We start from the raw sequence: 22,353 nt of genomic DNA on the forward strand, positions 1-22,353 counted from the left end.
TCCCCAGTCAGAAAACATAGAATTGATTCGCCATATGTCATCAGCTGTTTATACTAAAGCCGACCACGCCGCACTCAGTTGCGCAAAGACCTATACCAATAAATGTTTGTTGCTGCCCGATCCCTCCCGATCAGGGAGCCGGCATGCGTATGCCTGATCAGAGCGTCACGATTACCGACAGGAGATCCTCGCATGCCGCTCGCCTTGCTTGCACTGGCCGTTGCCGCCTTTGGCATCGGCACCACCGAATTTGTCATCATGGGCTTGCTGCCCGACGTTGCCCGTGACCTGTCCGTGAGCATTCCAAACGCCGGCCTGCTGATCACCGGCTACGCCCTGGGCGTGGTGTTCGGCGCACCGATCCTGGCCATCGGCACCGCCAACATGCCACGCAAGGCCACGCTGCTGGGCATGACCGTGATGTTTATCCTCGGCAATGTGCTGTGCGCCCTGGCGCCGAACTACGCGACGCTGATGGCCGCCCGCGTGGTCACCGCGCTGTGCCATGGTGCGTTCTTCGGCATCGGCTCGGTAGTGGCCGCCGGCCTGGTGGCGCCGAACAAACGGGCACAGGCGATTGCAATGATGTTCACCGGCCTGACCCTGGCCAACGTGCTCGGCGTGCCATTGGGCACTGCGCTGGGCCAATACGCCGGTTGGCGCTCGACGTTCTGGGCGGTGTCGGTCATCGGCGTGATTGCCGCCGTGGCCCAATGGCTGTGGCTGCCCAAGCACATTGCGATGGACAAGGCCAACCTCGCCAGCGAGTTCAGGGTGCTGACCAAACCCAACGTGCTGCTGGCCTTGAGCATGAGCGTCCTGGCCTCCATCAGCCTGTTCAGCGTTTTCACCTACATCGCGCCGATTTTGCAAGACATCACCGGCGTCAGCCCCCACGGCATTACGCTGATGTTGCTGCTGTTCGGCGTCGGCCTCACCGCGGGCAGCATGCTCGGCGGGCGCCTGGCCGACAGCCGCCTGCTGCCCTCGCTGGTGGGCATGGCCCTGGCGGTGGTGCTGATTTTGGCCGTGTTCTCCCACACCAGCCATTCGGTGATCCCGGCGGCGATTACCTTGCTGCTGTGGGGCGTATTCGCCTTCGCGTTGTGCCCGATCCTGCAACTGCTGATCATCGACCAGGCCCACGAAGCGCCGAACCTCGGCTCGACCCTGAACCAGAGCGCCTTCAACCTGGGCAACGCCGCCGGCGCCTGGATCGGCGGGCTGGTAGTGGCCAGCGGCGCCGACCTGTCGGACCTGCCCTGGACCGGTGCACTGCTGGGCTGCCTGACGGTACTGGCGGCACTTTTCTTCATTTACCTGCAACGTCGCAGTACAACTGCGGTCAACGTACCCAACTGATAAATGTGTTCCGTGTGGGAGCTGTCGAGCTTTAGCGAGGCTGCGATGCCGGCGCTGCGGTCTTGCAAGCACACCGAGGTGATGCCATCGCAGCCTCGCCGGGGCTCGACAGTTCCCACATTTGATCTTCACTCCCCCCTCTGTCCAAGGACCCCGGATGCTTGAACTTGTCGCTGCGTTTATTTGCCTGACCACCCTGCTCACGTATGTGAACTACCGCTTCATCGGCCTGCCGCCCACCATCGGTGTGATGGTGACGGCGCTGATGTTTTCCCTGCTGCTGCAAGGCTTGAGCTTTATCGGCTACCCCGGCCTTGAAGAGCGCATCCAGCAGTTGATCGGCCAGATCGACTTCGGCGATTTGCTGATGAACTGGATGCTCTCGTTCCTGCTGTTCGCCGGCGCCCTGCACGTCAACCTGAGCGACTTGCGCAGCTACCGCTGGCCCATCGGCCTGCTCGCCACGTTCGGCGTATTGATCGCCACGGTGGTGATCGGCAGCCTGGCCTTCTACATCTTTGCCCTGTTCGGCTGGCACGTGAGCTTTCTGTACTGCCTGCTGTTCGGCGCGCTGATTTCCCCCACCGACCCGATTGCCGTGCTCGGGGTACTGCGGACCGCCAACGCGTCCAAGCCGCTGAAAACCACGATCGTCGGCGAATCACTGTTCAACGACGGCACGGCCGTGGTGGTGTTCACCGTGTTGCTGGGCATCGCGCAGTTGGGCGAGACGCCCACCGTCGGCGCTACAGCCATGCTGTTCGCCCATGAGGCGATTGGCGGCGTGGTATTCGGTGGGCTGATCGGCTACATCGTGTACCTGATGATCAAGAGCATCGAGCAGTATCAGATCGAAGTGATGCTGACCCTCGCCCTGGTGATCGGCGGCTCGGCGATGGCCACCGAACTGCACGTCTCGGCACCGATCGCGATGGTGGTCGCGGGCCTGATCATCGGCAACCTGGGCCGCAAGCTGGCGATGAACGACATGACCCGGCGCTACCTCGACGGCTTCTGGGAACTGCTCGATGACATGCTCAACGCGCTGCTGTTTGCGCTGATCGGCATGGAGCTTCTGCTGTTGCCGTTCAACTGGCTGCACGTGCTGGCCGCCAGTTTGCTGGCGGTGGCGATCCTGCTGTCACGCCTGCTGACGGTGGCCCCGGCGATCCTGCTGTTGCGACGCTGGCGCACAGTACCCCGCGGCACCATCCGCATCCTCACGTGGGGCGGCCTGCGCGGCGGGGTTTCCGTGGCATTGGCCCTGGCCTTGCCGCTGGGCCCGGAGCGTGACTTGCTGCTGAGCATCACCTACATCGTGGTGCTGTCGTCGATCCTGTTGCAGGGCTTGAGCATCGGCAAGCTGGTCAAGCATGTGACCAAGGATGAGCCGGCGCCAGCCGCGACGCCCGACACTCACTGATCCTTGTTGATCTGCTGCGGATGCCTCGGGTCCGCAGCGGCTTTCCCCGGCAAACTGCTTTCGCTGCGAATCTGCGCATGGCTGATCAGCGCAAAGATAAAGCTGCCGCCGATGATATTGCCCGCCAGCGTCGGCCCGGCAAAGATCAGCCAAAAGTCTTTCCACGGCAGTTCGCCGGCAAACACCAAATACGACACTTCCGCCGAACCCACCACGATGTGGGTGAAGTCTCCCAGCGCCATCAGGTAGGTGATCAGGATGATGATCCAGAGCTTGGCGCTTTCCATGGACGGGATCATCCAGACCATGGTGGCGATCATCCAACCGGACACGATGCCCTTGGCGAACATCTGGGAGGTGTCGTTCTCCATGACCTTGCGGCCGATTTCCAGGAAGGCCAGGTCGGTCTTGGTGTCGAAGATCGGCAGGTGCAGCATCACGTACGCCACCAGCAGGGTGCCGCACAGGTTGCCCACCAGCACCACCGTCCATAAGCGCAGCAGCCGGCCGGCATTGCCCAGGGTGGGCTTGCTCATCACCGGCAACACTGCCGTCAGGGTGTTTTCAGTAAACAACTGCTGGCGCGCGAGGATGACCGCAAGAAAGCCCGCGCAGTAACCAAAACTGGCAATCACCTTGAACCCTTCACCGTCCGGCAACCGCGAGTTGAGCAAGCCCATGCCCATCAGCGACAGGCCCATGGTCAGGCCGGCGGCCAGCGCCGACCACCATAGGGCAGCCACGGTACGCTCCAGTTCCTGGTCGCCCTGGGTGCGGATGATTTCGTGCAGAACCGCCGCACGAGGCGGCTGGTTCTTGTCGACGTCGTGTTGCTCTTCCTGCGACAGGTTGGGGGTCTTGCCGTCTTTTTCAGTGGCCATGGCGTTCCTGAATTCGTTGTGTGCTTTTAGCTACGACACGCGGCGTTCAGGACTGTTCAGCCACTAAACCGCCAGGCGCCATGCCTTGGCCATTTCCACTGTCGTGGAGCGCCCTGGCTGCGACCAGGGTTTATTACGTGCCACGTAGTTTTCAACGATGTCATCGAGCGCCTGGTTGACCTGGGCCGGCGTCGTTGCCCGGCCCAGGTTGTGTTCAACCCGACGCAGCAGGGCGACATTCGAATCCGGCTGGCCCGGGCGAAACAACGAGGGATAGAGAACCTCCCGAGTGAAGTTGTCGGCGATCACCGCGATATTGCGCTTTTTCATTTCGCTGATGGCACTTGCCAGGACCCTTGACGCGTTCTGATGCGGCGCTTGCAGCAGCTGCTGAAAATTGGGCTTGTCCGCATCATTGAGGCGAACTCCAAGCCACTCGACGTATTCCGGGCGGCTGGCCAGGGCGTCCAGGTTGCGCAACGCCGACGCCAATTCAGGCGTCATTTGCAGCCGATCGCCGGTGTTGGCCGACGCGACAGCCTTATCAAGCATGGCAAGCCCCTGCCGGGCTTCGTTTCGAAAACGCAGCACGTCACTGGACGCTTCGTCCTGATCAAGTGCGTCCTTTACGCTGGCAAGCATGGAATCGCTCATGGCCAAAACAGCACCTTCAATCGAGCCGAATAAATACTGCTCCCGCACTTCAGAGCGCTTTTCCACATGGGCATTCACCGCAGCCCGTGCGAGTTGCTGCAGGTGATTCTTGACCTCCAGCGGCATGGTGAAATTGATCGTGCCGTTGAGAAAGCCGCTGAAGTCACCCATCCCGGTCTTCAGTGGCATAACGACCGTCTGATCCTTCATGGCGTTAAGTTTCGAGGCCATCAGCTCATGATTGGCCGCGTTCGGGATCCCGAGAAACCCGTCCTTGAAACCGTCAAGGCGACTGCCGCGCACTGCCGCGGGCTCATCACCGTCGAACTTCAAGATCAGTTGTTCAGTATCGGCGATTGCACTGGCGGGAAACGTGCGCTGGAAAAAGTCAGTGGCAGGAGTGTTGAGCAGCAGGCCGCCATCCTGAAAGAAGGTTTTCTCGCCGTTTTCCTGAAACCCATGCCCTTGCTCCTGCGGCGCCTTGAACACCACCGGCGGCGCCCCCGAAATATGCGCGGCGCGCGCGATGTCCATGTCCGGCGCGAGACTGGCATTGAACACCACCAATTGCGGTCGGCCCTCGAACAAGCCGGTACCCGTGATATTGAGCTCTTTGATTGCCGGGATATGCCGGCTCAACACCTGCAAATCACCGAACGTCGTCGCGCCGCCCGCACTTAATTTGTCCGCAATCGCCAGGATTTGTGGTGTGCGCTGGTCCCTGGGCAAATCGGCAATGTGCGCCAGCACCGTTTTTCGCGACTCGTCGCGCACCAATGCCTCGAGGGGTTCGGCCTTGGAGCCAAGGCGTGGCAACACGTTAAACAAAACCTCTGCCAGGCTGCTGACCTTGCCCGCCACCTTCCCGACACTCGAACTCGCGTCCTGCAGCCATGCAGGAATGGCGTGTTTGCTGTTCAGCAGCTTGGGCAATTCAAGGCGGTCCGACAGCGTGTCGAAGTCCTTGGCCCCCATCCCACTGGCAATCAGGGCTGCCGAAATACCGCCGGCAGATGAGCCTGAAATACTGCGGATATCCTTCAAGGCGTTTTTATCTTCAAGCGCCTGGACCACCCCCGGATAGGCGATGCCCTTGGCACCGCCGCCACTGAGTACCAGGTGGGTGATCGGCGGCGGGGACAGCGTCACTTCCACCACGCCATTCTGATAGCGACTCAACGCCAACGTACGTTCGCCAGCACCGTCTACCAGGGACGTTTTCGTACCTTGAGGCTGGACGGTGGCCGGACCACGCCTTTCGACGACAGGCGCCAAAACCGTGTCGGCCGCCGCTGCCAGACCACTTCCAACAACATCCCGGGCAACGGGTGACGATGATTGAGGGAATGAAGGCTGAGTAGGATTTAACAGTTCCATATGTCGACTCTCTCTACAGGTTGTAGTCCTGTGTGACGAGAGAGCCTGGGAAAGGTCCATCCGGAAGCGTCTTGTAAACAAGCCGCTCCCGGCCGAGATTATTCGCTGATGCCGTCTTCCTGGAACTGGTCCTTCACGTACTTGATCTCGGTACGCCCATGAGGCGCCGGCAAGCCGTCTTCACCCAGGTTGACGAAGACCATTTTTTCCACGGTCAGGATGCTCTTGCGGGTGATTTTGTTACGCACTTCGCAGGTCAGGGTGATGGAGGTGCGGCCAAACTCGGTGGCGGTGATGCCCAACTCGATGATGTCGCCCTGGCGCGAGGCGCTGACGAAGTTGATTTCAGAGATGTACTTGGTCACCACCCGCTGGTTGCCCAACTGGACAATCGCGTAGATGGCCGCTTCTTCGTCGATCCAGCGCAGCAGGCTGCCACCGAACAGGGTGCCGTTGGGGTTGAGGTCTTCGGGTTTTACCCATTTGCGGGTGTGGAAGTTCATGTTCACTCCAAAGCGTGTTGCGAAATGATGGACAACATCATGGCAGAGGCCGGGCCCAAGCTCTATGAGCCATTGCCTATCAGCCCCATGCGCGATCTTCATGCCGCCGACAGAAAGGCTTTAGAAGTCAGGCGCAGACGGCTATAATCGCCTCCGCTTCAAAACGGTCATCTTCGATTGATACCGTTCTCCCGCCACCTGTCCGAGGGGCGCTGCAGCAGGCTCGACCTGTCAGGCTCGGATGGGGCGTTGTCCGGCCTGGTTAGCCAGCTGGATACTAAACGCACAACGGCGCCCATTCGCACACTACGAATGGAGGCTCTTCATGAGCGCTGTAATCACGCCTGCAGGTTTTACCGACTACAAAGTCGCCGACATGTCCCTCGCTGCCTGGGGCCGTCGCGAAACCTTTATCGCCGAATCCGAAATGCCAGCCCTGATGGGCCTGCGTCGCAAGTACGCCGCTGAGCAGCCGCTCAAGGGCGCGAAGATTCTCGGCTGCATCCACATGACCATTCAGACTGCCGTGCTGATCGAAACCCTGGTTGCCCTGGGTGCCGAAGTACGTTGGTCGTCCTGCAACATTTTCTCGACTCAAGACCAGGCCGCTGCCGCTATCGCTGCTGCCGGTATCGCCGTGTTCGCCTGGAAAGGCGAGACCGAAGAAGAGTACGAGTGGTGCCTGGAGCAAACCATCCTCAAGGATGGCAAGCCATGGGACGCCAACATGATCCTCGACGACGGCGGTGACCTGACCGAGTTGCTGCACAAGAAGTACCCGCAGATCCTCGACCGAGTCCACGGCGTGACCGAAGAAACCACCACCGGCGTACACCGCCTGCTGGACATGCTGGCCAAGGGCGAGCTGAAAATCCCGGCCATCAACGTCAACGACTCGGTGACCAAGAGCAAGAACGACAACAAGTACGGCTGCCGTCACAGCCTGAACGATGCGATCAAGCGCGGTACCGACCACCTGCTGTCGGGTAAACAAGCCCTGGTGATCGGTTACGGTGACGTGGGCAAGGGTTCGTCCCAGTCCCTGCGTCAGGAAGGCATGATCGTCAAGGTTTCCGAAGTTGACCCGATCTGCGCCATGCAAGCCTGCATGGACGGTTTCGAAGTGGTTTCGCCGTTCATCGATGGCGTCAATGACGGCACCGAAGCAAGCATCGACAAGGCCCTGCTGGGCAAGATCGACCTGATCGTGACCACCACCGGTAACGTGAATGTGTGCGATTCGAACATGCTCAAGGCCCTGAAAAAGCGCGCCGTGGTGTGCAACATCGGTCACTTCGACAACGAAATCGACACCGCTTTCATGCGCAAGAACTGGGCATGGGAAGAAGTGAAGCCACAGGTACACAAGGTTCACCGTACCGGTGCTGGTGATTTCGACCCGCAGAACGACGACTACCTGATCCTGCTGGCCGAAGGCCGTCTGGTAAACCTGGGCAACGCCACTGGCCACCCAAGCCGCATCATGGATGGCTCGTTCGCCAACCAGGTACTGGCCCAGATCTTCCTGTTCGGCCAGAAATACGCCGACCTGTCGCCTGCCCAGAAAGCCGAGCGCCTGACCGTGGAAGTACTGCCGAAGAAACTCGACGAAGAAGTGGCCCTGGAAATGGTCCGCGGCTTCGGCGGCGTAGTGACTCAACTGACCAAGACCCAGGCCGACTACATCGGTGTGGGCGTTGAAGGTCCGTTCAAGCCGCACGCTTACCGCTACTGATCGGCTTGGCTGCCCGCCCCCTCAAGGGGCGGGTTTGCCTTACAGGCTTTCGAGTTCCCAAGGGTATGACCATGTCCCAAGACCGTCGCTACAGCTTCGAGTTCTTCCCGACCAAGACCGATGCTGGGCATGAAAAACTGATGGCGACAGCCAAGCAGTTGGCCAGCTACAACCCCGACTTTTTCTCCTGCACCTACGGTGCCGGTGGCTCCACCCGCGATCGCACGATCAATACCGTGTTGCAGCTGGAAAGCGAAGTCAACGTACCTGCTGCTCCGCATTTGTCCTGCGTGGGCGACAGCAAGGCCGACCTGCGCGGCCTGCTGACCCAATACAAGCAAGCCGGCATCAAGCGCATCGTCGCCCTGCGCGGTGACCTGCCGTCCGGCATGGGCATGGCCAGCGGCGAGCTGCGCTACGCCAATGACCTGGTGAGCTTCATCCGTGAAGAAACCGGCGATCACTTCCACATCGAAGTGGCCGCTTATCCGGAGATGCACCCCCAGGCACGCAATTTCGAAGACGATCTGCAGAACTTCGTGCGTAAGGCCAACGCCGGCGCCAATAGCGCGATCACCCAGTACTTCTTCAACGCCGAGAGCTACTTCTACTTCGTTGAACGTGTGCAGGCGATGGGCGTGAACATCCCGGTGGTGCCGGGCATCATGCCGATCACCAACTACAGCAAACTGGCGCGTTTCTCTGACGCCTGCGGCGCTGAAATCCCACGCTGGATCCGCAAACAACTGGAAGCTTACGGCGATGACGTCAAGAGCATCCAGGCGTTCGGCGAACAGGTCATCAGCGAAATGTGTGAACAATTGTTGCAAGGTGGCGCACCAGGGCTGCACTTCTATACCCTGAACCAGGCCGAGCCAAGCCTCGCTATCTGGAACAACCTCAAGCTGCCACGCTAAGGTCTGTTCCGAAATGCAAAGGCCCTCATAATGAGGGCCTTTGTCGTTCTAAACGTACACGGAATTCTGCAGTCCATGAATACAGCCGCCCCGACGTCCCGCCCGCAACTGGTCTACCTGGTGTTCGGCGCAGAGACTTACCATCAGGAAGCCGTATTCAGCATCGCCAGCGCCCTGTCGTTCCTGCGCGATGCGCCGGATACAGGCATCGATATCCAGGTTTTCAGCGACAACCCCGAGCCTTATCGCCTGCTGCCGGTACGGGTGCGCCCACTGGATGAGGCCACCCGCAAACGCTGGAGCGAGCCCCACGGCTACCACTTCCGCACCAAGCACGTGGTGCTGCGGCAAGTATTGCAAGAATCCGACGTGGCGCTGCTGATCGACACCGACACGTTTTTCCATCATTCGCCCCTGGCGCTGTTTGAACGCGTGCAGCCCGGCACCCTGCTGTGCAACGCCTTCTACACCAAGTATGGCGACAACCACGAAAGCATCCTGTACAGCGCCTTGTATCAGCGCCTGCTGGACATGGGCGTGGCCGACGACGACATGATGACCCTCAACTCCGGCGTCATGGGCCTCACGCAGCAGGACGCGCACATCCTCGACCGTTCGATCGAACTGATGGACGAACTGTTCCCCCATGCCCAGGGCGCCTACACCCTGGAAGAGTTCTGCCTGTCGATTGCCGCCTATCGCACCCTCAACGTGCGTGAATGCCCGGACCTGATCCATCACTACTGGAGCCGCAAGCAGTTGTTCCGGGCCAAGGTCAAGGCGTGGATCGCCAAGCATCGGGCGAACCCCACCAGCGCCACAGCCCTGGACGACACGCGCCAGGTTTCCGCCCACCTGCCCCGCCCGCCGCGCCTGCAACGCTTGATGTACAAGCTGATCACCCTGGCATTGCCCAAGCACCAACAGCAGTTCATCCGGGAAATCCTCTACGGCTGCTATGAACATGAAAACGAGTTCGACCAGGCGTGTGGCCCGGTTTGGTGGGACAAGGCCCGGCAAAACCAGGAAGAGCGCCAGGGCCAGCCGGTTGACGCTCACCTGTTGGAACACTGGTTTGCCAATCCTCTGGTACGGCTGATTCTGGGTGAGCGGCGCGAGGCGATCTACGAACACCTGATCAAATCTCCGGGCAAGTAAACCTCGCGAGCGCCCGCAGATCACTGTGCCAGAGCTTCTCTTTAGTCCGATACAGTCGTAATCTCAGGGCATGCCTGTCACTTTCCGGTTGTTGACTGCTGTTCTTTTTGCTTGCCTGAGCCTCGGCGCCCACGGCGAGAAACTGCGTATTGTCACCGAGCCCTGGGCGCCCTACGTGTATGACGACAACGGCACCATGCGCGGGCTCGACTACGAGACCACGGTGATCGTGTTCCAGCGCCTGGGCATCGATGTGGATTGGCAGTTTCTGCCCTGGAAACGCTGCCTGGCGATGCTCGACCAAGGCCAGGCCGATGGCGCACTGGATATTTTCCACAGCCATGAACGCGACGCGGTGCTGCTGTACCCCAGCGAGCCACTGTCCAGGGTCGAGTTCGTGCTGTTCTACGCCAATGACCGCCCGCACCCGTTCCAGACCTTCGACGACCTGCGTGGCCTGACCATCGGCACCTCGCCGGGCTACCTCTACGGCGCCGAATTCAGCGAATCCACCCTGTTCAAGCAGGAGCCGGCCGCCAGCCATGAGGCCAACTTCGGCAAACTGGCCCTTGGGCGGATCGACCTGGTGATTACCGACCGAAGGGTCGGCCAGCATGTGCTCAAGGCCCTCGGGCTTGAGGACCAGATCACCCAGGCGCCCCAAGTGGTGAGCAGCCAGCCACAATTCCTGGCCGTGCGCCGTGGTGCCGGCATGGATTTACTGGTGCAACGCTTTGCCGCCGAACTCAAACGCTTCAAGCAAGAGCCGGCCTACGCGGCCTTGAGCGCCAAATACGCCAGCACGAGTGCTCAAACCAGCGCGCTGGCCCTGCCCGCGAACACCGTTGAGCAGCAGGAAAGCAGCGCAGAGTGATTGCTCTGTTATACTCCGGCCTTTCCGCCAGGCTTACGCCCGGACGCTTCGGTCTTGCAAAAGGCACCCGACCCCGCTACAGCGCAGCTTTCAAGCCCGCGCGAGCCGTCTGAGTGCCCGCCAGCCCCAGCAGGACCGGACGGGATTGCGTTCATCTAAACGCCATTCACGCCAGGCAAGACTATCCCTCTGGGCCAAGCCCTAACTAAAACAGGATTACTCATGTCCTTTGCTTCCCTCGGTCTCTCCGAGGCTTTAGTCCGCGCCATCGAGGCAGCGGGCTATACCGAGCCTACTCCGGTGCAACAGCGGGCCATTCCCGCCGTGTTGCAAGGTCGCGACCTGATGGTTGCGGCTCAGACAGGTACTGGTAAAACCGGCGGCTTCGCCCTTCCGATCCTGGAGCGGTTGTTCCCCAACGGTCACCCGGACAAATCCCAGCGTCATGGCCCGCGCCAACCGCGCGTACTGGTCCTGACCCCTACCCGCGAACTCGCCGCCCAAGTGCATGACAGCTTCAAGCTGTATGCCCGCGACTTGAAGTTCGTCAGCGCCTGCATCTTCGGCGGCGTCGGCATGAACCCACAGGTTCAGGCCATGTCCCGCGGTGTCGACGTACTGGTTGCCTGCCCGGGTCGTTTGCTCGACCTGTGCGGCCAAGGCAGCGTCGATTTGTCCCACGTGGAAATCCTCGTGCTGGACGAAGCCGACCGCATGCTCGACATGGGCTTTGTCCATGACGTGAAAAAGGTCCTCGCGCGCCTGCCGGCCAAACGCCAGAACCTGCTGTTCTCGGCCACGTTCTCCAACGACATCACCGCGTTGGCGGGCAAGTTGTTGCACAACCCCGAGCGCATCGAAGTCACGCCGCCGAACACCACGGTCGAGCGTATCGAGCAGCGCGTGTTCCGCCTGCCCGCCGCTCACAAGCGTTCCCTGCTGGCCCACCTGATCACCGCCGGCGCGTGGGAACAGGTGCTGGTGTTCACCCGCACTAAGCACGGCGCCAACCGTCTGGCCGAGTACCTGGACAAGCACGGCCTCACCGCCGTCGCGATCCACGGCAACAAGAGCCAGAACGCCCGCACCAAAGCCCTGGCCGACTTCAAGGCCGGTGAAGTGCGCATCCTGGTGGCCACCGATATCGCCGCTCGCGGCCTGGACATCGACCAGTTGCCACACGTGGTCAACTTCGAGCTGCCAAACGTCGACGAAGACTACGTGCACCGCATCGGCCGTACTGGCCGGGCCGGTCGTTCGGGCGAGGCCATTTCCCTGGTCGCTCCCGACGAAGAAAAACTGCTGAAAAGCATCGAGCGCATGACCAAGCAGAAAATCGCCGACGGCGACCTGATGGGCTTCGACTCCAGCGCCGTTGAGGCTGAGAAGCCTGAAGTACGCGAGCGTCCGGACGTGCGTAACCCGCGCAACAACCCACGCGGTCCGAAGGGCGATGGCCCGAACGGCGGCGGCGGTGGTGGCGGTCGTAAAGACAAGGGCAAGGACAAGGGCGGCAAGGATAAGGCTGCGACCAATGGCCGTGGCGAACGCCCGGCCCGTGAGCAGAAGCCTCGTGAAGGTACCCCGGCCCGCGAACAGCGCCAGCCGAGCCAGCCGCCACGTGCCGCTGCCGACCGTGCGCCGGACGAGTTCCTCGACGATGACGTGGACAACTTCGGTAACCGCGTTGACTACGTGCCCCAGGCCAAGCCGGCCCAGGGTCGTGGTCGCCGTCCAGGTGCCCCGGCACAGGGTGCAGGCGCAGGTGCTCCGCGTACCGGCGGCCAGCCACAAGGCCGTCAGAACGGTCCGCGCAGCAGCAACGGCGCCACCACCGGCACCCCTCCGGCCAAGCGCAGCGGCCCGCGTAACGGCGCACCGCGTGACGGCCAGGCCCGTCGCGAAGAGTCGCGCAACCGTCGCCCGGCCCGTGATGATCAACCTCGTTTGTCTGAGCCTGCGGTGCAAAACCCGCGCGGCGGCCCGGCACCGAAGATCATCCACAAAGAGTCGAAAAGCGATCGCACGCTGACCCCCGAGCAGTTGGATCAACTGCCAGGCCGTCCACGTGGTGAAAAGCCGGCGTTGCTGACCCGCAACCGCTGATTTTCAGCGCTTCATAAAAAATGCCCCGGATCGCGAGATCCGGGGCATTTTTGTGTGGCTGGCGAAAATTACTTCGCTTTCACACCTTCAAACGTCACGTACAGCTCAACCGTGTTGGACGCTGGGCCCAGGTCCATCTGCTTGCCGAAGTCCTGGCGGTTGAAGGAAGTAGTACCTTCAAAGCCGGCACGGTAGCCGCCCCATGGATCCTTGCCTTCACCCAGGAAGGTGGCCTTGACCACGATAGGCTTGGTCACGCCATGGAAGGTCAGGTCGCCGGTGACGTCGGCAGTGACTTGGCCAGCAGCGTTTTTACCGGTGGTTTTAACACTGGTGGAAACGAACTTGGCATCGGCGAACTTGCCAACGTCCAGGAAGTCTTTGCTGGCGATGTGCTTGTCACGTTCGGCGTGGTTGGTGAATACGCTGGCGGTACGGACGTTGAACTCAATCTTGCTGTCTTCAGGCTTGGCAGCGTCGAAGCTGAATTTGCCGTCCAGGTCCTTGAAGGTACCGGTGATGAAGCTGTAGCCCAAGTGGCTGATCTTGAAGTCCACGAAGGCGTGCTGGCCTTCCTTGTCGACAACGTAGTCAGCTGCCATCGCCTGACCGGCAGTCAGCAGAGCAGAACCAATGGCCAGAGCGGCGAGAGTCTTTTTCAACATGCTTTCTATTCCTTGTGAGTCGAGGTTGAACATCAGGCTTTGCGCCCCAGCATACGAACCAGGGTCACATCACGATCAATGAAATGGTGTTTCAGCGCAGCCACACCATGGAGGCCGGCGAACACCACCAATACCCAGGCCAGGTACAAATGCACCACGCCTGCAGTGTCTGCCTGGTCCGGTAGCCCGGAAACCAGCGCAGGAATCTCAAACAGGCCAAACACCGGGATCCCGACACCGTCTGCGGTGGAAATCAGGTAACCGGCAATCATCACGGCAAACAACCCGAGATACAGGAATGCGTGGCCAAACGCAGCCCCCAGGCGTGTCATGCGGCTATAGCTGGCAAGCGGTGGCGGCGGCGGGCTGAGCAAACGCCAGACGATCCGCACGAGCATGATGGCGAACAGCGTGATGCCGATGCTCTTGTGCAGGTCCGGGGCGTCTTTGCGCCAGGTGCTGTAGTAGTCGAGACCGACCATCCACAGGCCCAACGCGAACAGACCGAACACCACCAGGGCCACGCCCCAGTGCAAAACAATACTGACCCAGCCGTAACGGGCCGATGAATTACGTAGTTGCATGTCCCAAATCCCGTAAGAGCTGTGCCAAGACTATCGATTTACCTATCGAATTAAAGCGGAAAATTTCGCTTTGAAATATCGAGAAATACGATCAAGAGCGTATGCAGAGTAAGTTAACAAGAGATTAAGGACTATCCAGAAGAAACGTGACGGACTGTCCTGTGTTTACCATCAATTTACGCTTCAAACCCGCAATGGGTTGTGGCACAGGCCGGCATTGCATAGGCTTGCGCGATTGTTTCGCCCGCGCCTGCCGCGAGCCGCTTCGAGGAGAATGAACATGGGTTTGAATAATCAGTGGATGCAACGCGACCTTGCGGTGCTCTGGCATCCCTGCACCCAGATGAAAGACCACCAGCAACTGCCACTGATCCCGATCAAGCGCGGTGAAGGCATCTGGCTGGAAGACTTCGAAGGCAAACGCTACCTCGACGCCGTCAGCTCCTGGTGGGTCAACGTGTTCGGCCACGCCAACCCGCGCATCAACCAGCGCATCAAGGACCAGGTTGATCAGCTGGAGCACGTGATCCTCGCCGGCTTCAGCCACCAGCCGGTGATCGAGCTGTCGGAGCGCCTGGTGAAGATGACCCCCGAGGGCCTCACCCGCTGCTTCTACGCCGACAACGGTTCGTCGTGCATCGAAGTCGCGCTGAAGATGAGCTTTCACTATTGGCTCAACCGCGGCCTGCCGAACAAGAAGCGCTTTGTCACCCTGACCAACAGCTACCACGGCGAAACCATCGCCGCGATGTCGGTGGGCGATGTGCCGTTGTTCACTGAAACCTACAAGGCGCTGCTGCTGGACACCATCAAGGTGCCGAGCCCGGATTGCTACCTGCGCCCCGAAGGCATGAGCTGGGAAGAACATTCACGCAATATGTTCCAGGCCATGGAGCAGACCCTCGCCGAAAACCACGACACCGTCGCTGCCGTGATCGTCGAGCCGCTGATCCAGGGCGCCGGCGGCATGCGCATGTACCACCCGGTGTACCTCAAGCTGCTGCGCGAGGCCTGTGACCGCTATGGCGTGCACCTGATCCACGACGAAATCGCCGTGGGCTTTGGCCGCACCGGCACGATGTTCGCCTGTGAGCAGGCCGGCATCCGCCCGGACTTCCTGTGCCTGTCCAAGGCCCTGACCGGCGGCTATCTGCCGCTCGCCGCCGTGGTCACCACCGACGACGTGTACGACGCCTTCTACGACGACTACCCGACCCTGCGCGCCTTCCTGCACTCCCACAGCTACACCGGCAACCCGCTGGCGTGTGCGGCGGCCCTGGCAACCCTGGATATCTTCGAAGAAGACAACGTCATCGAAAACAACAAGGCCCTGGCCCAGCGCATGGCGACCGCCACCGCGCACCTGGTGGACCACCCTCACGTGTCTGAGGTGCGCCAGACCGGTATGGTGCTGGCCATCGAGATGGTGCAGGACAAGGCCACCAAGACCGCCTACCCGTGGCAGGAACGCCGTGGCCTGAAGGTGTTTGAACATGCCCTGGAGCGCGGCGCGTTGCTGCGGCCGTTGGGCAGCGTGGTGTACTTCCTGCCGCCGTACGTGATTACTCCGGAGCAGATCGACTTCCTGGCAGAAGTGGCCAGCGAAGGGATCGATATCGCCACCAACAGCAAGGTCAGCGTGGCGGTGCCCAAGGATTTCCACCCGGGGTTTCGTGATCCGGGTTGATTGAGTTCACTTGATTAACCGGGTGCCAAGGCTTGCGTCATCGCGAGCAAGCTCGGCTCCCACAGGTTTTGTATTTCTTCCGAGAACAGAAATGAGACTGTCCCGCTTTTTTGTCGACGCCCCCCTGAGCCTTGGCGACCACGAGTTGCCGGAAGCCCAGGCGCACTACATCAGCCGCGTATTGCGCATGAGCGAAGGCGACGCCGTGCAACTGTTCGACGGCTCCGGCCAGGAGTTTCGCGCCAGCTTGCTGGAAGTCGGTAAAAAACGTGTGGTGGTGCAGGTCACCGAAACCTTCGCCGGGCAGATTGAGTCGCCGTTGCAGATCCACCTCGGCCAGGGCCTGTCCCGTGGCGAGCGGATGGACTGGGCGATCCAGAAAGCCACCGAGCTTGGGGTGAATGAAATCACCCCGATCTTCAGCGACCGCTGCGAAGTGCGCCTCAAGGACGAGCGCGCCGACAAGCGCTTGCAACACTGGCGCCAGGTGGCGATCAGCGCGTGCGAGCAGTGCGGCCGCTCGCGAGTGCCAGTGATTCACCCACCGCTGTTGCTGGCGGATTGGTTGAAGCAAGTCGAGGCAGATTTGAAGCTGGTGCTGCACCCGGTGGCCGAGCCGCTGGTGAGCCATGCCAAGCCTGGGAGCCTGGCCTTCCTGATCGGGCCGGAGGGTGGCTTGACCGATGGCGAAGTCGAGACGGCCCAGGGTGCAGGTTTCCATTCGGCACGCCTGGGCCCACGGGTACTGCGTACCGAAACAGCACCGGTTGTGGCGCTGGCCGTAGCCCAACAACTCTGGGGCGATTTCTAAACTCGCTTTGCAAACCCAATCAAATGTGGGAGCTGGCTTGCCTGCGATAGCGGTGGGTCAGCCCTACATCTGTTGCTGATACACCGCTATCGCAGGCAAGCCAGCTCCCACATTTTGATCGGGTTACCACTCCATTACTCCACCGGATCGCTCACCGGCTTGGCAATAATCGCCTTCAACTCACTGGTCATCGGGAATTCCAGGTTCAAGCCCTTGGGCGGGATCGGTTGTTCAAACCAGCGCTGGTAAATCCCGTTGATCTCCCCCGAGCTATACAGCCCGGCCAGGGTTTCGTTGACCACCGCGAGAAACTGCGGGTCGTCCTTGCGCACCATGCAGCTGTAGATTTCCCGCGACTGTTCTTCCCCGACCACCACCCACTTGTGCGGGTCCCTGGCCTTGGCGCGCTCGCCGTAGAGCAACGCGTCGTCCATGTAGAACGCCGCCGCCCGGCCGGATTGCAGCATCTGGAACGCTTCGCCATGGTCCTTGGCGCTGATCACTGACATGTTCAGTTTGTGATCAACGTTGTAGCTCTTGAGAAAACGCTCGTTGGTGGTGCCGGCGGTGGTCACCACGTTCTTGCCCTTAAGGTCGGCGAAGCTTTTGATGCCGCTGTCGTTGGCGGTCAGCAATTGGCCCTTCACGTAGATAAACCCGTAGGAAAACGCCACCTGTTTCTGCCGCTCGGCGGTCACGCCGGTGGAACCGCATTCCAGATCCACGGTGCCGTTCTGCACCAGGGCAATCCGGGTCTGGGAGGTCACCAGGTTGTACTTCACGTTGAGCTTCGGCACCCCGGTTTTCTGCTGGATGCGTTCGACGATCTTGTTCGCCAACTCCACCGAATAACCCATGGGCTTGCCGCTGTGGTTACCGACGTAGGAGAACGGCACCGAGGCATCGCGGTAGCCGAGGGTGATACTTTTGGTGGAGGCGATCTTGCTCAGCGTGCCTTCCAGGGGGGCCTCGGTTGCCTGGGCCTGAGCGCTCAATATCAGGGCCAGGAAGAGTATGGGGCTGCTGCACAGCCCAACGGGGGACAAGCCCCCTCGCCACAGTTTTTGCATTGGTATTCTCCGTTTTTGTTTTAGTTATGGACGACGGGCAGCAATGACACTGATCTCGACCAGCACATCCGGCCGGGCCAGTTGCGCCTGCAATGTGGTACGCGTCGGTGCCTGCCCCGGTGACAACCAGGCGGACCAGACTTCATTCATCGGCGCAAAACCCTGCTCGATGTTGTTGAGGTAGATCGTTGCGTTCAGCAGATGATCCTTGTCGCTGCCGGCCTCGGCCAACAACGCGTCAATCTTGGCCAGCACCTCCTGGGTCTGTGTCGTCACATCCCGGCCCTCCCCCGGCACCTGTCCGGACAGGAACACCAGATCCTGAAACACCACGGCGCCAGACAGGCGATTGTTGCTGTTGATTCGGGTGATGGTCATCGGAATATCCTCAAGCGGCACGGGGCGCGAAGCCCTGCATATCAATGGAAGTAGTGTGCTGGCCGATCAGCTCGGCCAGCACCTGCCCGCTGCCGCAGGCCAGGGTAAACCCGAGGGCACCGTGGCCAAGGTTAAGCCACAGGTTGCTGAAGGCGGTGGCACCAATCACCGGCACGCCGGTAGGTGTGGCCGGGCGCATGCCGGCCCATTCGACCGCATGCGGGTAATCACCGGCCAGCGGGAAAGTCTCAAGGGCCTGGCGTTTAATCAGCGCCAGGCGCTTGGGTTCAAGCCGGGTGTCGAAGCCGACGATATCCACCATCGCCGCCACCCGCAGTTGTTCACCGATGCGCGCGTAGACGATCTTGCGGTCGTAGTCGGTGATGCTGATATTCGGCGCCTGATGCTGCGCGCCAATCGGCACGCTCAGGCTGTAGCCCTTGAGGGGATAGAGCGGCAATGACATGCCGGGCAAGGCCAGCTCGGGGCTGCGGTGTCCGGCGGCCAATACCAGGTGCTCGACAGACAGCGCCTCGTCGCCCATTTCAATCGAATGCACACGGCCTGCGTGATGATGGATTCTCGTCACCTTGCGTCCCAGCAGAAATGTGCAGCGCCCCGACGCTTCGAGGCGCGCCGCCAGTTGCTGGCAGAAGGCATGACAGTCGCCCACCTCTTCGTTGGGCGTGTAGATGCCGCCAAAGAAACGGCCGCCGTCCAGGGTCGGTTCCAGCCGCTCGCAGTCCGCCGCCGAGAGCACTTGCTGTTGCAACGGGTCGGTGACTTTATTCAGTGCGCGCTCATAGCTGTCGAGGGTGCGAAAGGTCACCAGCTTGCCGTTGCGCCGCCAGTGGAAGTCGCCCAGTTGGTCTTCTTCACGCCAGCGTTGCAGGGTGTTCTGGCTCAGGGACGCCAGGCGCAGCAGATGAGCCGCATTGCGCTGGTTCACCGAGCCACGGCAGGCGCCCAGGAATGAAGCCATCCAGCGCCACTGGGCCGGGTCCATGCGCGGGCGCAGCTTCAGCGGCGAGTCACCGCGCAGCATCCAGCCGATGGCTTGCAGCGGCACGCCTTTATCTGCAAGGGGCGCGACATAGCGATAGGACAACTGCCCGCCGTTGGCGAAACTGGTCTCGCTGCCCAGGGTTTCCCGGGCCTCGACCACCGTCACTTGCATACCGGCACGCACCAGCGCATAGGCACTCGCCAGGCCGATAACCCCACCGCCGATGATGCAAACCTGCTGAGCCATGTCCGTTCCTTAACCCTGTGTTGTCCGGGTTGAAGGTTAGGGGCAGGTGACAGCGGCGGGACAATGAATAAAGATGGGTCACCCATAAACAAAGGTTATGGACTGCCCATGCGCTTGCGTCATATCGAAATCTTCCAGGCCATCCGCCAGACCGGCTCCATCAGCGCCGCCGCCCAGTTGCTGCACGTCTCGCAGCCGGCGGTGAGCAAGGTGCTGCAACACGCCGAGTTGCAGCTGGGCTTCCCGCTGTTCCTGCGTATCCGCGGCAAGCTGCAACCGACGCCGGAAGCGTTGGCGCTGGAGCGGGAGGTCGACAAAGTGACCGAGAGCCTGCAAGGCGTGCGGCGCCTGGCACAGAACCTGCGACGTGAGCCGGGCCAAAGCCTGCGTATCGGCGCGACACCAGCGCTGGCCTTGTCATTGCTGCCGCCGGCCATCCGCGAATGGACCCATCGCTACCCGGACATCGCCTGCGAGCTGTCCAGCGCCCACAGCCGCGAGCTGGTGCAAAACCTGTTGATGCGCGAAGTCGACGTGGCATTGACCCTGCAGCCGCCCGATCACCCGGGGCTGAGCGCCCAGGCGTTGGCCCACGGCGTCTTGGTGGCGCTGGCGCCACTGGGTTACTGGAAGGAAAACGAATTGGGCAAACCGCTGCCGCTGATGGCGCTGGCGGGCGCGCCGTTGATTGGCTTGTCCAGCGCCGACCCGTTGTCGGCCAAGCTGGACAGCTACCTGGAGGCGGTGGATCCGCCGCCCCGGGTCAGCATCGCGGTGCAGACCTATTCACTGGCCAGGGCCATGGTCGAGTCGGGCGCCGGGCTGGCTGTCATCGACCCGTTCACCGCCCTCGGCGCGTCACCGGCGACCACCTGCATTCGCCCGCTGGCACCGCCGCTGCCCATCACGCTGTACGCCTTGACCCGCACCGACGAACCGCCGCCGCACATGCTGGCGGGCCTGCTGGAGATCTTCGGCAGCCGCGCCCAGGAGCAACTGGACCGGCTATAACACATACCCCATGATCGCCACAAAATGCAGCAGGCTGCCGCCGATCACGAACAAATGCCAGATACCGTGGGAGTGCCGCAGGCGGTCCTCCAGGGCAAAGAAAATAATACCCACGGTGTACAGCACCCCGCCCGAGGCCAGCCAGGCAAACCCGGTGGGCCCCAGCGCCGCAATCAACGGCTTGACCGCCACCAGCACGATCCAGCCCATCACGGCGTAGATCACAATCGACAGGATCCGCGCCTCGGAGCGCGGCTTGATCTCTTGCAGGATGCCGATCACCGCCAGCCCCCACACAATCCCGAACAGCGTCCAGCCCCACGGCCCGCGCAGCGTCACCAGGCAAAACGGTGTGTAGCTGCCGGCAATCAACAGGTAGATCGAAAAGTGATCCACCTTCTGCATGATCGCTTTCTTGCGCCCGCGCACGCTGTGGTACACGGTCGACGCGCTGTACAGCACCAACAACGTGAAACCGTAGATCGCCACGCTGACAATCTTCCAGGGGCTGCCGTCCATACCGGCCACCACCAACATCCATACCGCGCCCACAAAAGCCGCAACCGCCCCGAGCAAGTGGCTCCAGGCGTTAAATCGTTCCCCGTGATACATGTGTCACTCACCTCGAATAACCGTTATCACCTAGTCCATTCTGACGTCACCCGGCCAATATCAGGTAACAACCTTTCTTCATTTGCCCAAATGCACACGCCGATAGATGATTCGCTTCATCCCACATAAAAGCACCTCGCTCCCGAACCCATCGGTAATCCCCATGCCTGACCTCGAACCTGCCCAGCCTCATCCCAGTCTGTGGCAGTTGTTTTACAACTTCGCCATGGTCGGCCTGTTTGGCTTCGGCGGCGTAATGCCCTGGGCGCGGCAGATGATGGTCGACCGCCGGCAGTGGGTCAGTGAGCAAGGTTTCAACGAGCTGCTGACCACCGGCCAATTCTTCCCCGGACCGAACATTGCCAACGTCGGCATCATCTACGGCCGGCGCCTGCACGGCTTGCCGGGTGCGGTTGTGACCGTGGTCGGGTTGTATCTGTTCCCCTCGCTGATCACCGTGCTGGCGGGCTTCGCCTATGCCAAATGGTGGAGCCATGACGTGGTGCAGCAGATCTTCGGCGCGGTGATGCCGATCGCCACCGGGCTGATGCTCGGCACCACCTTGCGCCTGCTCAAGGCCATGCCGCGCACGCTCGCCAACTACAGCGCGTTTGTCCTGACGTTTGTGTTGATGGCGGTGCTGGTGCTGCCGTTGTGGATGGTCTTGCTGATCTGCATTCCCAGTTCGTTGGCCTTGAGCTTCATGGGCAAACAGAAGGTGGCCGGCTGATGCAAAGCGTGCTGTTTCACCTGATGATCCAATGCGCGCTGTGGTCGCTGATGGCGATTGGCGGCAACACCGTGGCCCTGAGCGATATCCATCGCTACACCGTCACCGACATGAACTGGATCACCGACGCCCAATTCGTCGCGTTCTTCGCCCTGTCCCAGGCCTTGCCGGGGCCCAATGGCATGTTCCTGGTATTTATCGGCCAGCAAGCCGCCGGATTGCCGGGCGCACTGGTGGCGCTGACCGCCAAACTGGTGCCCTGCTCGGTACTGACCTACGTCGGCGCCGGCTGGCTGGAAAAACACACCGACACCCCGTGGGTGCAGCGGGTCAAAGGCAGCCTGTTGCCGATCTCCATCGGGCTGATCCTGGCCGCCAGCTACATCCTGATGAACAGCCTGGAAAACAACGCCACCAGCCTGGTGCTGACCCTGGCCAGCGCCGGCGTGGTGTATTACACGCGGCTCAATGCGATCTGGCTGATCATCCTCGGCGTGGTCCTGGGCCTGTGCAGTGCATGGCTGGGAGTGAACTGGTTTTAGGGGCACAATCGACGGCATTCG

21 protein-coding genes and 1 riboswitch are annotated in these 22,353 nt (G+C 61.2%); of the genes, 12 read left to right on the forward strand and 9 right to left on the reverse strand.

Translation table 11 applies throughout. From position 1 onward, the window contains the following. Positions 1–192 precede the first annotated feature (192 nt). Both MUM_RS0104830 and MUM_RS0104835 read left to right on the forward strand, forming a co-directional pair. Entirely contained in the window at positions 193–1,362 is a 1,170-nt protein-coding gene (locus tag MUM_RS0104830) for an MFS transporter (protein ID WP_010167606.1), read from the forward strand. Between the two features lie 157 nt (positions 1,363–1,519). Further along, a complete protein-coding gene (locus MUM_RS0104835) occupies positions 1,520–2,785 on the forward strand; it encodes a cation:proton antiporter (protein WP_010167608.1) in 1,266 nt (421 codons plus the stop codon). Here MUM_RS0104835 and MUM_RS0104840 read toward each other — a convergent pair. The 3 genes from MUM_RS0104840 to MUM_RS0104850 all read right to left on the reverse strand — a co-directional run bounded on the left by MUM_RS0104840 (position 2,779) and on the right by MUM_RS0104850 (position 6,200). After that, entirely contained in the window at positions 2,779–3,666 is an 888-nt protein-coding gene (locus tag MUM_RS0104840; RefSeq protein ID WP_010167610.1) for a formate/nitrite transporter family protein, read from the reverse strand. The two genes, MUM_RS0104835 and MUM_RS0104840, sit on opposite strands and share 7 nt — an antisense overlap. 63 nt (positions 3,667–3,729) lie before the next feature. Beyond that, complete coding sequence (locus tag MUM_RS0104845) at positions 3,730–5,697, reverse strand: patatin-like phospholipase family protein (RefSeq protein WP_081480052.1); 1,968 nt, start codon at positions 5,695–5,697, stop codon at positions 3,730–3,732. A 98-nt stretch (positions 5,698–5,795) separates the two neighbouring features. Continuing rightward, positions 5,796–6,200, reverse strand: a complete 405-nt coding sequence (locus MUM_RS0104850) for an acyl-CoA thioesterase (protein WP_010167614.1) — start codon at positions 6,198–6,200, stop codon at positions 5,796–5,798. Positions 6,201–6,398: 198 nt separating this feature from the next. Then, positions 6,399–6,504: riboswitch (S-adenosyl-L-homocysteine riboswitch) on the forward strand. A 21-nt stretch (positions 6,505–6,525) separates the two neighbouring features. On the opposite strand from MUM_RS0104850, the gene ahcY reads away from it, so the two are divergent. The 5 genes from ahcY to MUM_RS0104880 all read left to right on the forward strand — a co-directional run bounded on the left by ahcY (position 6,526) and on the right by MUM_RS0104880 (position 12,990). Next, entirely contained in the window at positions 6,526–7,935 is a 1,410-nt protein-coding gene (ahcY, locus tag MUM_RS0104860) for an adenosylhomocysteinase (protein ID WP_010167616.1), read from the forward strand. A 71-nt stretch (positions 7,936–8,006) separates the two neighbouring features. After that, on the forward strand, positions 8,007–8,852 hold the full coding sequence (gene metF / locus MUM_RS0104865; RefSeq protein WP_010167618.1) for a methylenetetrahydrofolate reductase [NAD(P)H]: 846 nt from the start codon (positions 8,007–8,009) through the stop codon (positions 8,850–8,852). A gap of 75 nt (positions 8,853–8,927) precedes the next feature. Next, positions 8,928–10,010 (forward strand): hypothetical protein, encoded by a 1,083-nt coding sequence (locus MUM_RS0104870; RefSeq protein WP_010167620.1) that lies wholly within the window; start codon positions 8,928–8,930, stop codon positions 10,008–10,010. Between the two features lie 70 nt (positions 10,011–10,080). Further along, a complete protein-coding gene (locus tag MUM_RS0104875) occupies positions 10,081–10,884 on the forward strand; it encodes a substrate-binding periplasmic protein (protein WP_010167621.1) in 804 nt (267 codons plus the stop codon). A 222-nt stretch (positions 10,885–11,106) separates the two neighbouring features. Further along, a complete protein-coding gene (locus tag MUM_RS0104880; protein WP_010167623.1) occupies positions 11,107–12,990 on the forward strand; it encodes a DEAD/DEAH box helicase in 1,884 nt (627 codons plus the stop codon). 68 nt (positions 12,991–13,058) lie between these two features. Here the strand turns inward: MUM_RS0104880 and MUM_RS0104885 are convergent, their stop codons facing one another. After that, entirely contained in the window at positions 13,059–13,655 is a 597-nt protein-coding gene (locus tag MUM_RS0104885; protein ID WP_010167625.1) for a YceI family protein, read from the reverse strand. A gap of 32 nt (positions 13,656–13,687) precedes the next feature. After that, on the reverse strand, positions 13,688–14,239 hold the full coding sequence (locus MUM_RS0104890) for a cytochrome b (RefSeq protein WP_010167627.1): 552 nt from the start codon (positions 14,237–14,239) through the stop codon (positions 13,688–13,690). Positions 14,240–14,519: 280 nt separating this feature from the next. Here MUM_RS0104890 and MUM_RS0104895 point away from each other — a divergent pair, with 280 nt between their 5' ends. Further along, on the forward strand, positions 14,520–15,926 hold the full coding sequence (locus MUM_RS0104895) for an adenosylmethionine--8-amino-7-oxononanoate transaminase (RefSeq protein ID WP_010167629.1): 1,407 nt from the start codon (positions 14,520–14,522) through the stop codon (positions 15,924–15,926). A gap of 91 nt (positions 15,927–16,017) precedes the next feature. Next, positions 16,018–16,737 (forward strand): 16S rRNA (uracil(1498)-N(3))-methyltransferase, encoded by a 720-nt coding sequence (locus MUM_RS0104900; RefSeq protein ID WP_010167631.1) that lies wholly within the window; start codon positions 16,018–16,020, stop codon positions 16,735–16,737. A gap of 134 nt (positions 16,738–16,871) precedes the next feature. On the opposite strand, the gene MUM_RS0104905 is transcribed toward MUM_RS0104900, so the two are convergent. Genes MUM_RS0104905 through MUM_RS0104915 form a run of 3 tightly spaced genes read right to left on the reverse strand, consistent with a single transcriptional unit; the run spans position 16,872 to position 19,437 of the window. Beyond that, positions 16,872–17,807 carry a transporter substrate-binding domain-containing protein gene (locus MUM_RS0104905; protein WP_010167633.1) on the reverse strand — a complete coding sequence of 312 codons (936 nt, stop codon included), beginning with the start codon at positions 17,805–17,807 and terminating at the stop codon, positions 16,872–16,874. Between the two features lie 24 nt (positions 17,808–17,831). Beyond that, positions 17,832–18,185: a RidA family protein gene (locus MUM_RS0104910; RefSeq protein WP_010167635.1), complete on the reverse strand. Its 354-nt coding sequence runs from the start codon at positions 18,183–18,185 to the stop codon at positions 17,832–17,834. A gap of 10 nt (positions 18,186–18,195) precedes the next feature. Further along, on the reverse strand, positions 18,196–19,437 hold the full coding sequence (locus tag MUM_RS0104915) for a D-amino acid dehydrogenase (protein ID WP_010167637.1): 1,242 nt from the start codon (positions 19,435–19,437) through the stop codon (positions 18,196–18,198). A 108-nt stretch (positions 19,438–19,545) separates the two neighbouring features. Between MUM_RS0104915 and MUM_RS0104920 the strand changes: the two genes are divergently transcribed. Next, positions 19,546–20,448 (forward strand): LysR family transcriptional regulator, encoded by a 903-nt coding sequence (locus MUM_RS0104920; RefSeq protein ID WP_010167638.1) that lies wholly within the window; start codon positions 19,546–19,548, stop codon positions 20,446–20,448. Here the strand turns inward: MUM_RS0104920 and trhA are convergent. Then, positions 20,443–21,060 carry a PAQR family membrane homeostasis protein TrhA gene (gene trhA / locus MUM_RS0104925; RefSeq protein ID WP_008434116.1) on the reverse strand — a complete coding sequence of 206 codons (618 nt, stop codon included), beginning with the start codon at positions 21,058–21,060 and terminating at the stop codon, positions 20,443–20,445. The genes MUM_RS0104920 and trhA overlap by 6 nt on opposite strands. Positions 21,061–21,223: 163 nt before the next feature. Here trhA and MUM_RS0104930 point away from each other — a divergent pair, with 163 nt between their 5' ends. Together MUM_RS0104930 and MUM_RS0104935 are read left to right on the forward strand one after the other, a co-directional pair. Beyond that, positions 21,224–21,790 (forward strand): chromate transporter, encoded by a 567-nt coding sequence (locus MUM_RS0104930; protein WP_003216826.1) that lies wholly within the window; start codon positions 21,224–21,226, stop codon positions 21,788–21,790. Next, positions 21,790–22,332, forward strand: a complete 543-nt coding sequence (locus MUM_RS0104935) for a chromate transporter (protein ID WP_010167641.1) — start codon at positions 21,790–21,792, stop codon at positions 22,330–22,332. The genes MUM_RS0104930 and MUM_RS0104935 overlap by 1 nt, the downstream gene beginning before the upstream one ends. Positions 22,333–22,353: the final 21 nt, after the last annotated feature.

The organism is Pseudomonas sp. PAMC 25886 (assembly GCF_000242655.1).
In the GTDB taxonomy this organism is placed as follows: domain Bacteria; phylum Pseudomonadota; class Gammaproteobacteria; order Pseudomonadales; family Pseudomonadaceae; genus Aquipseudomonas.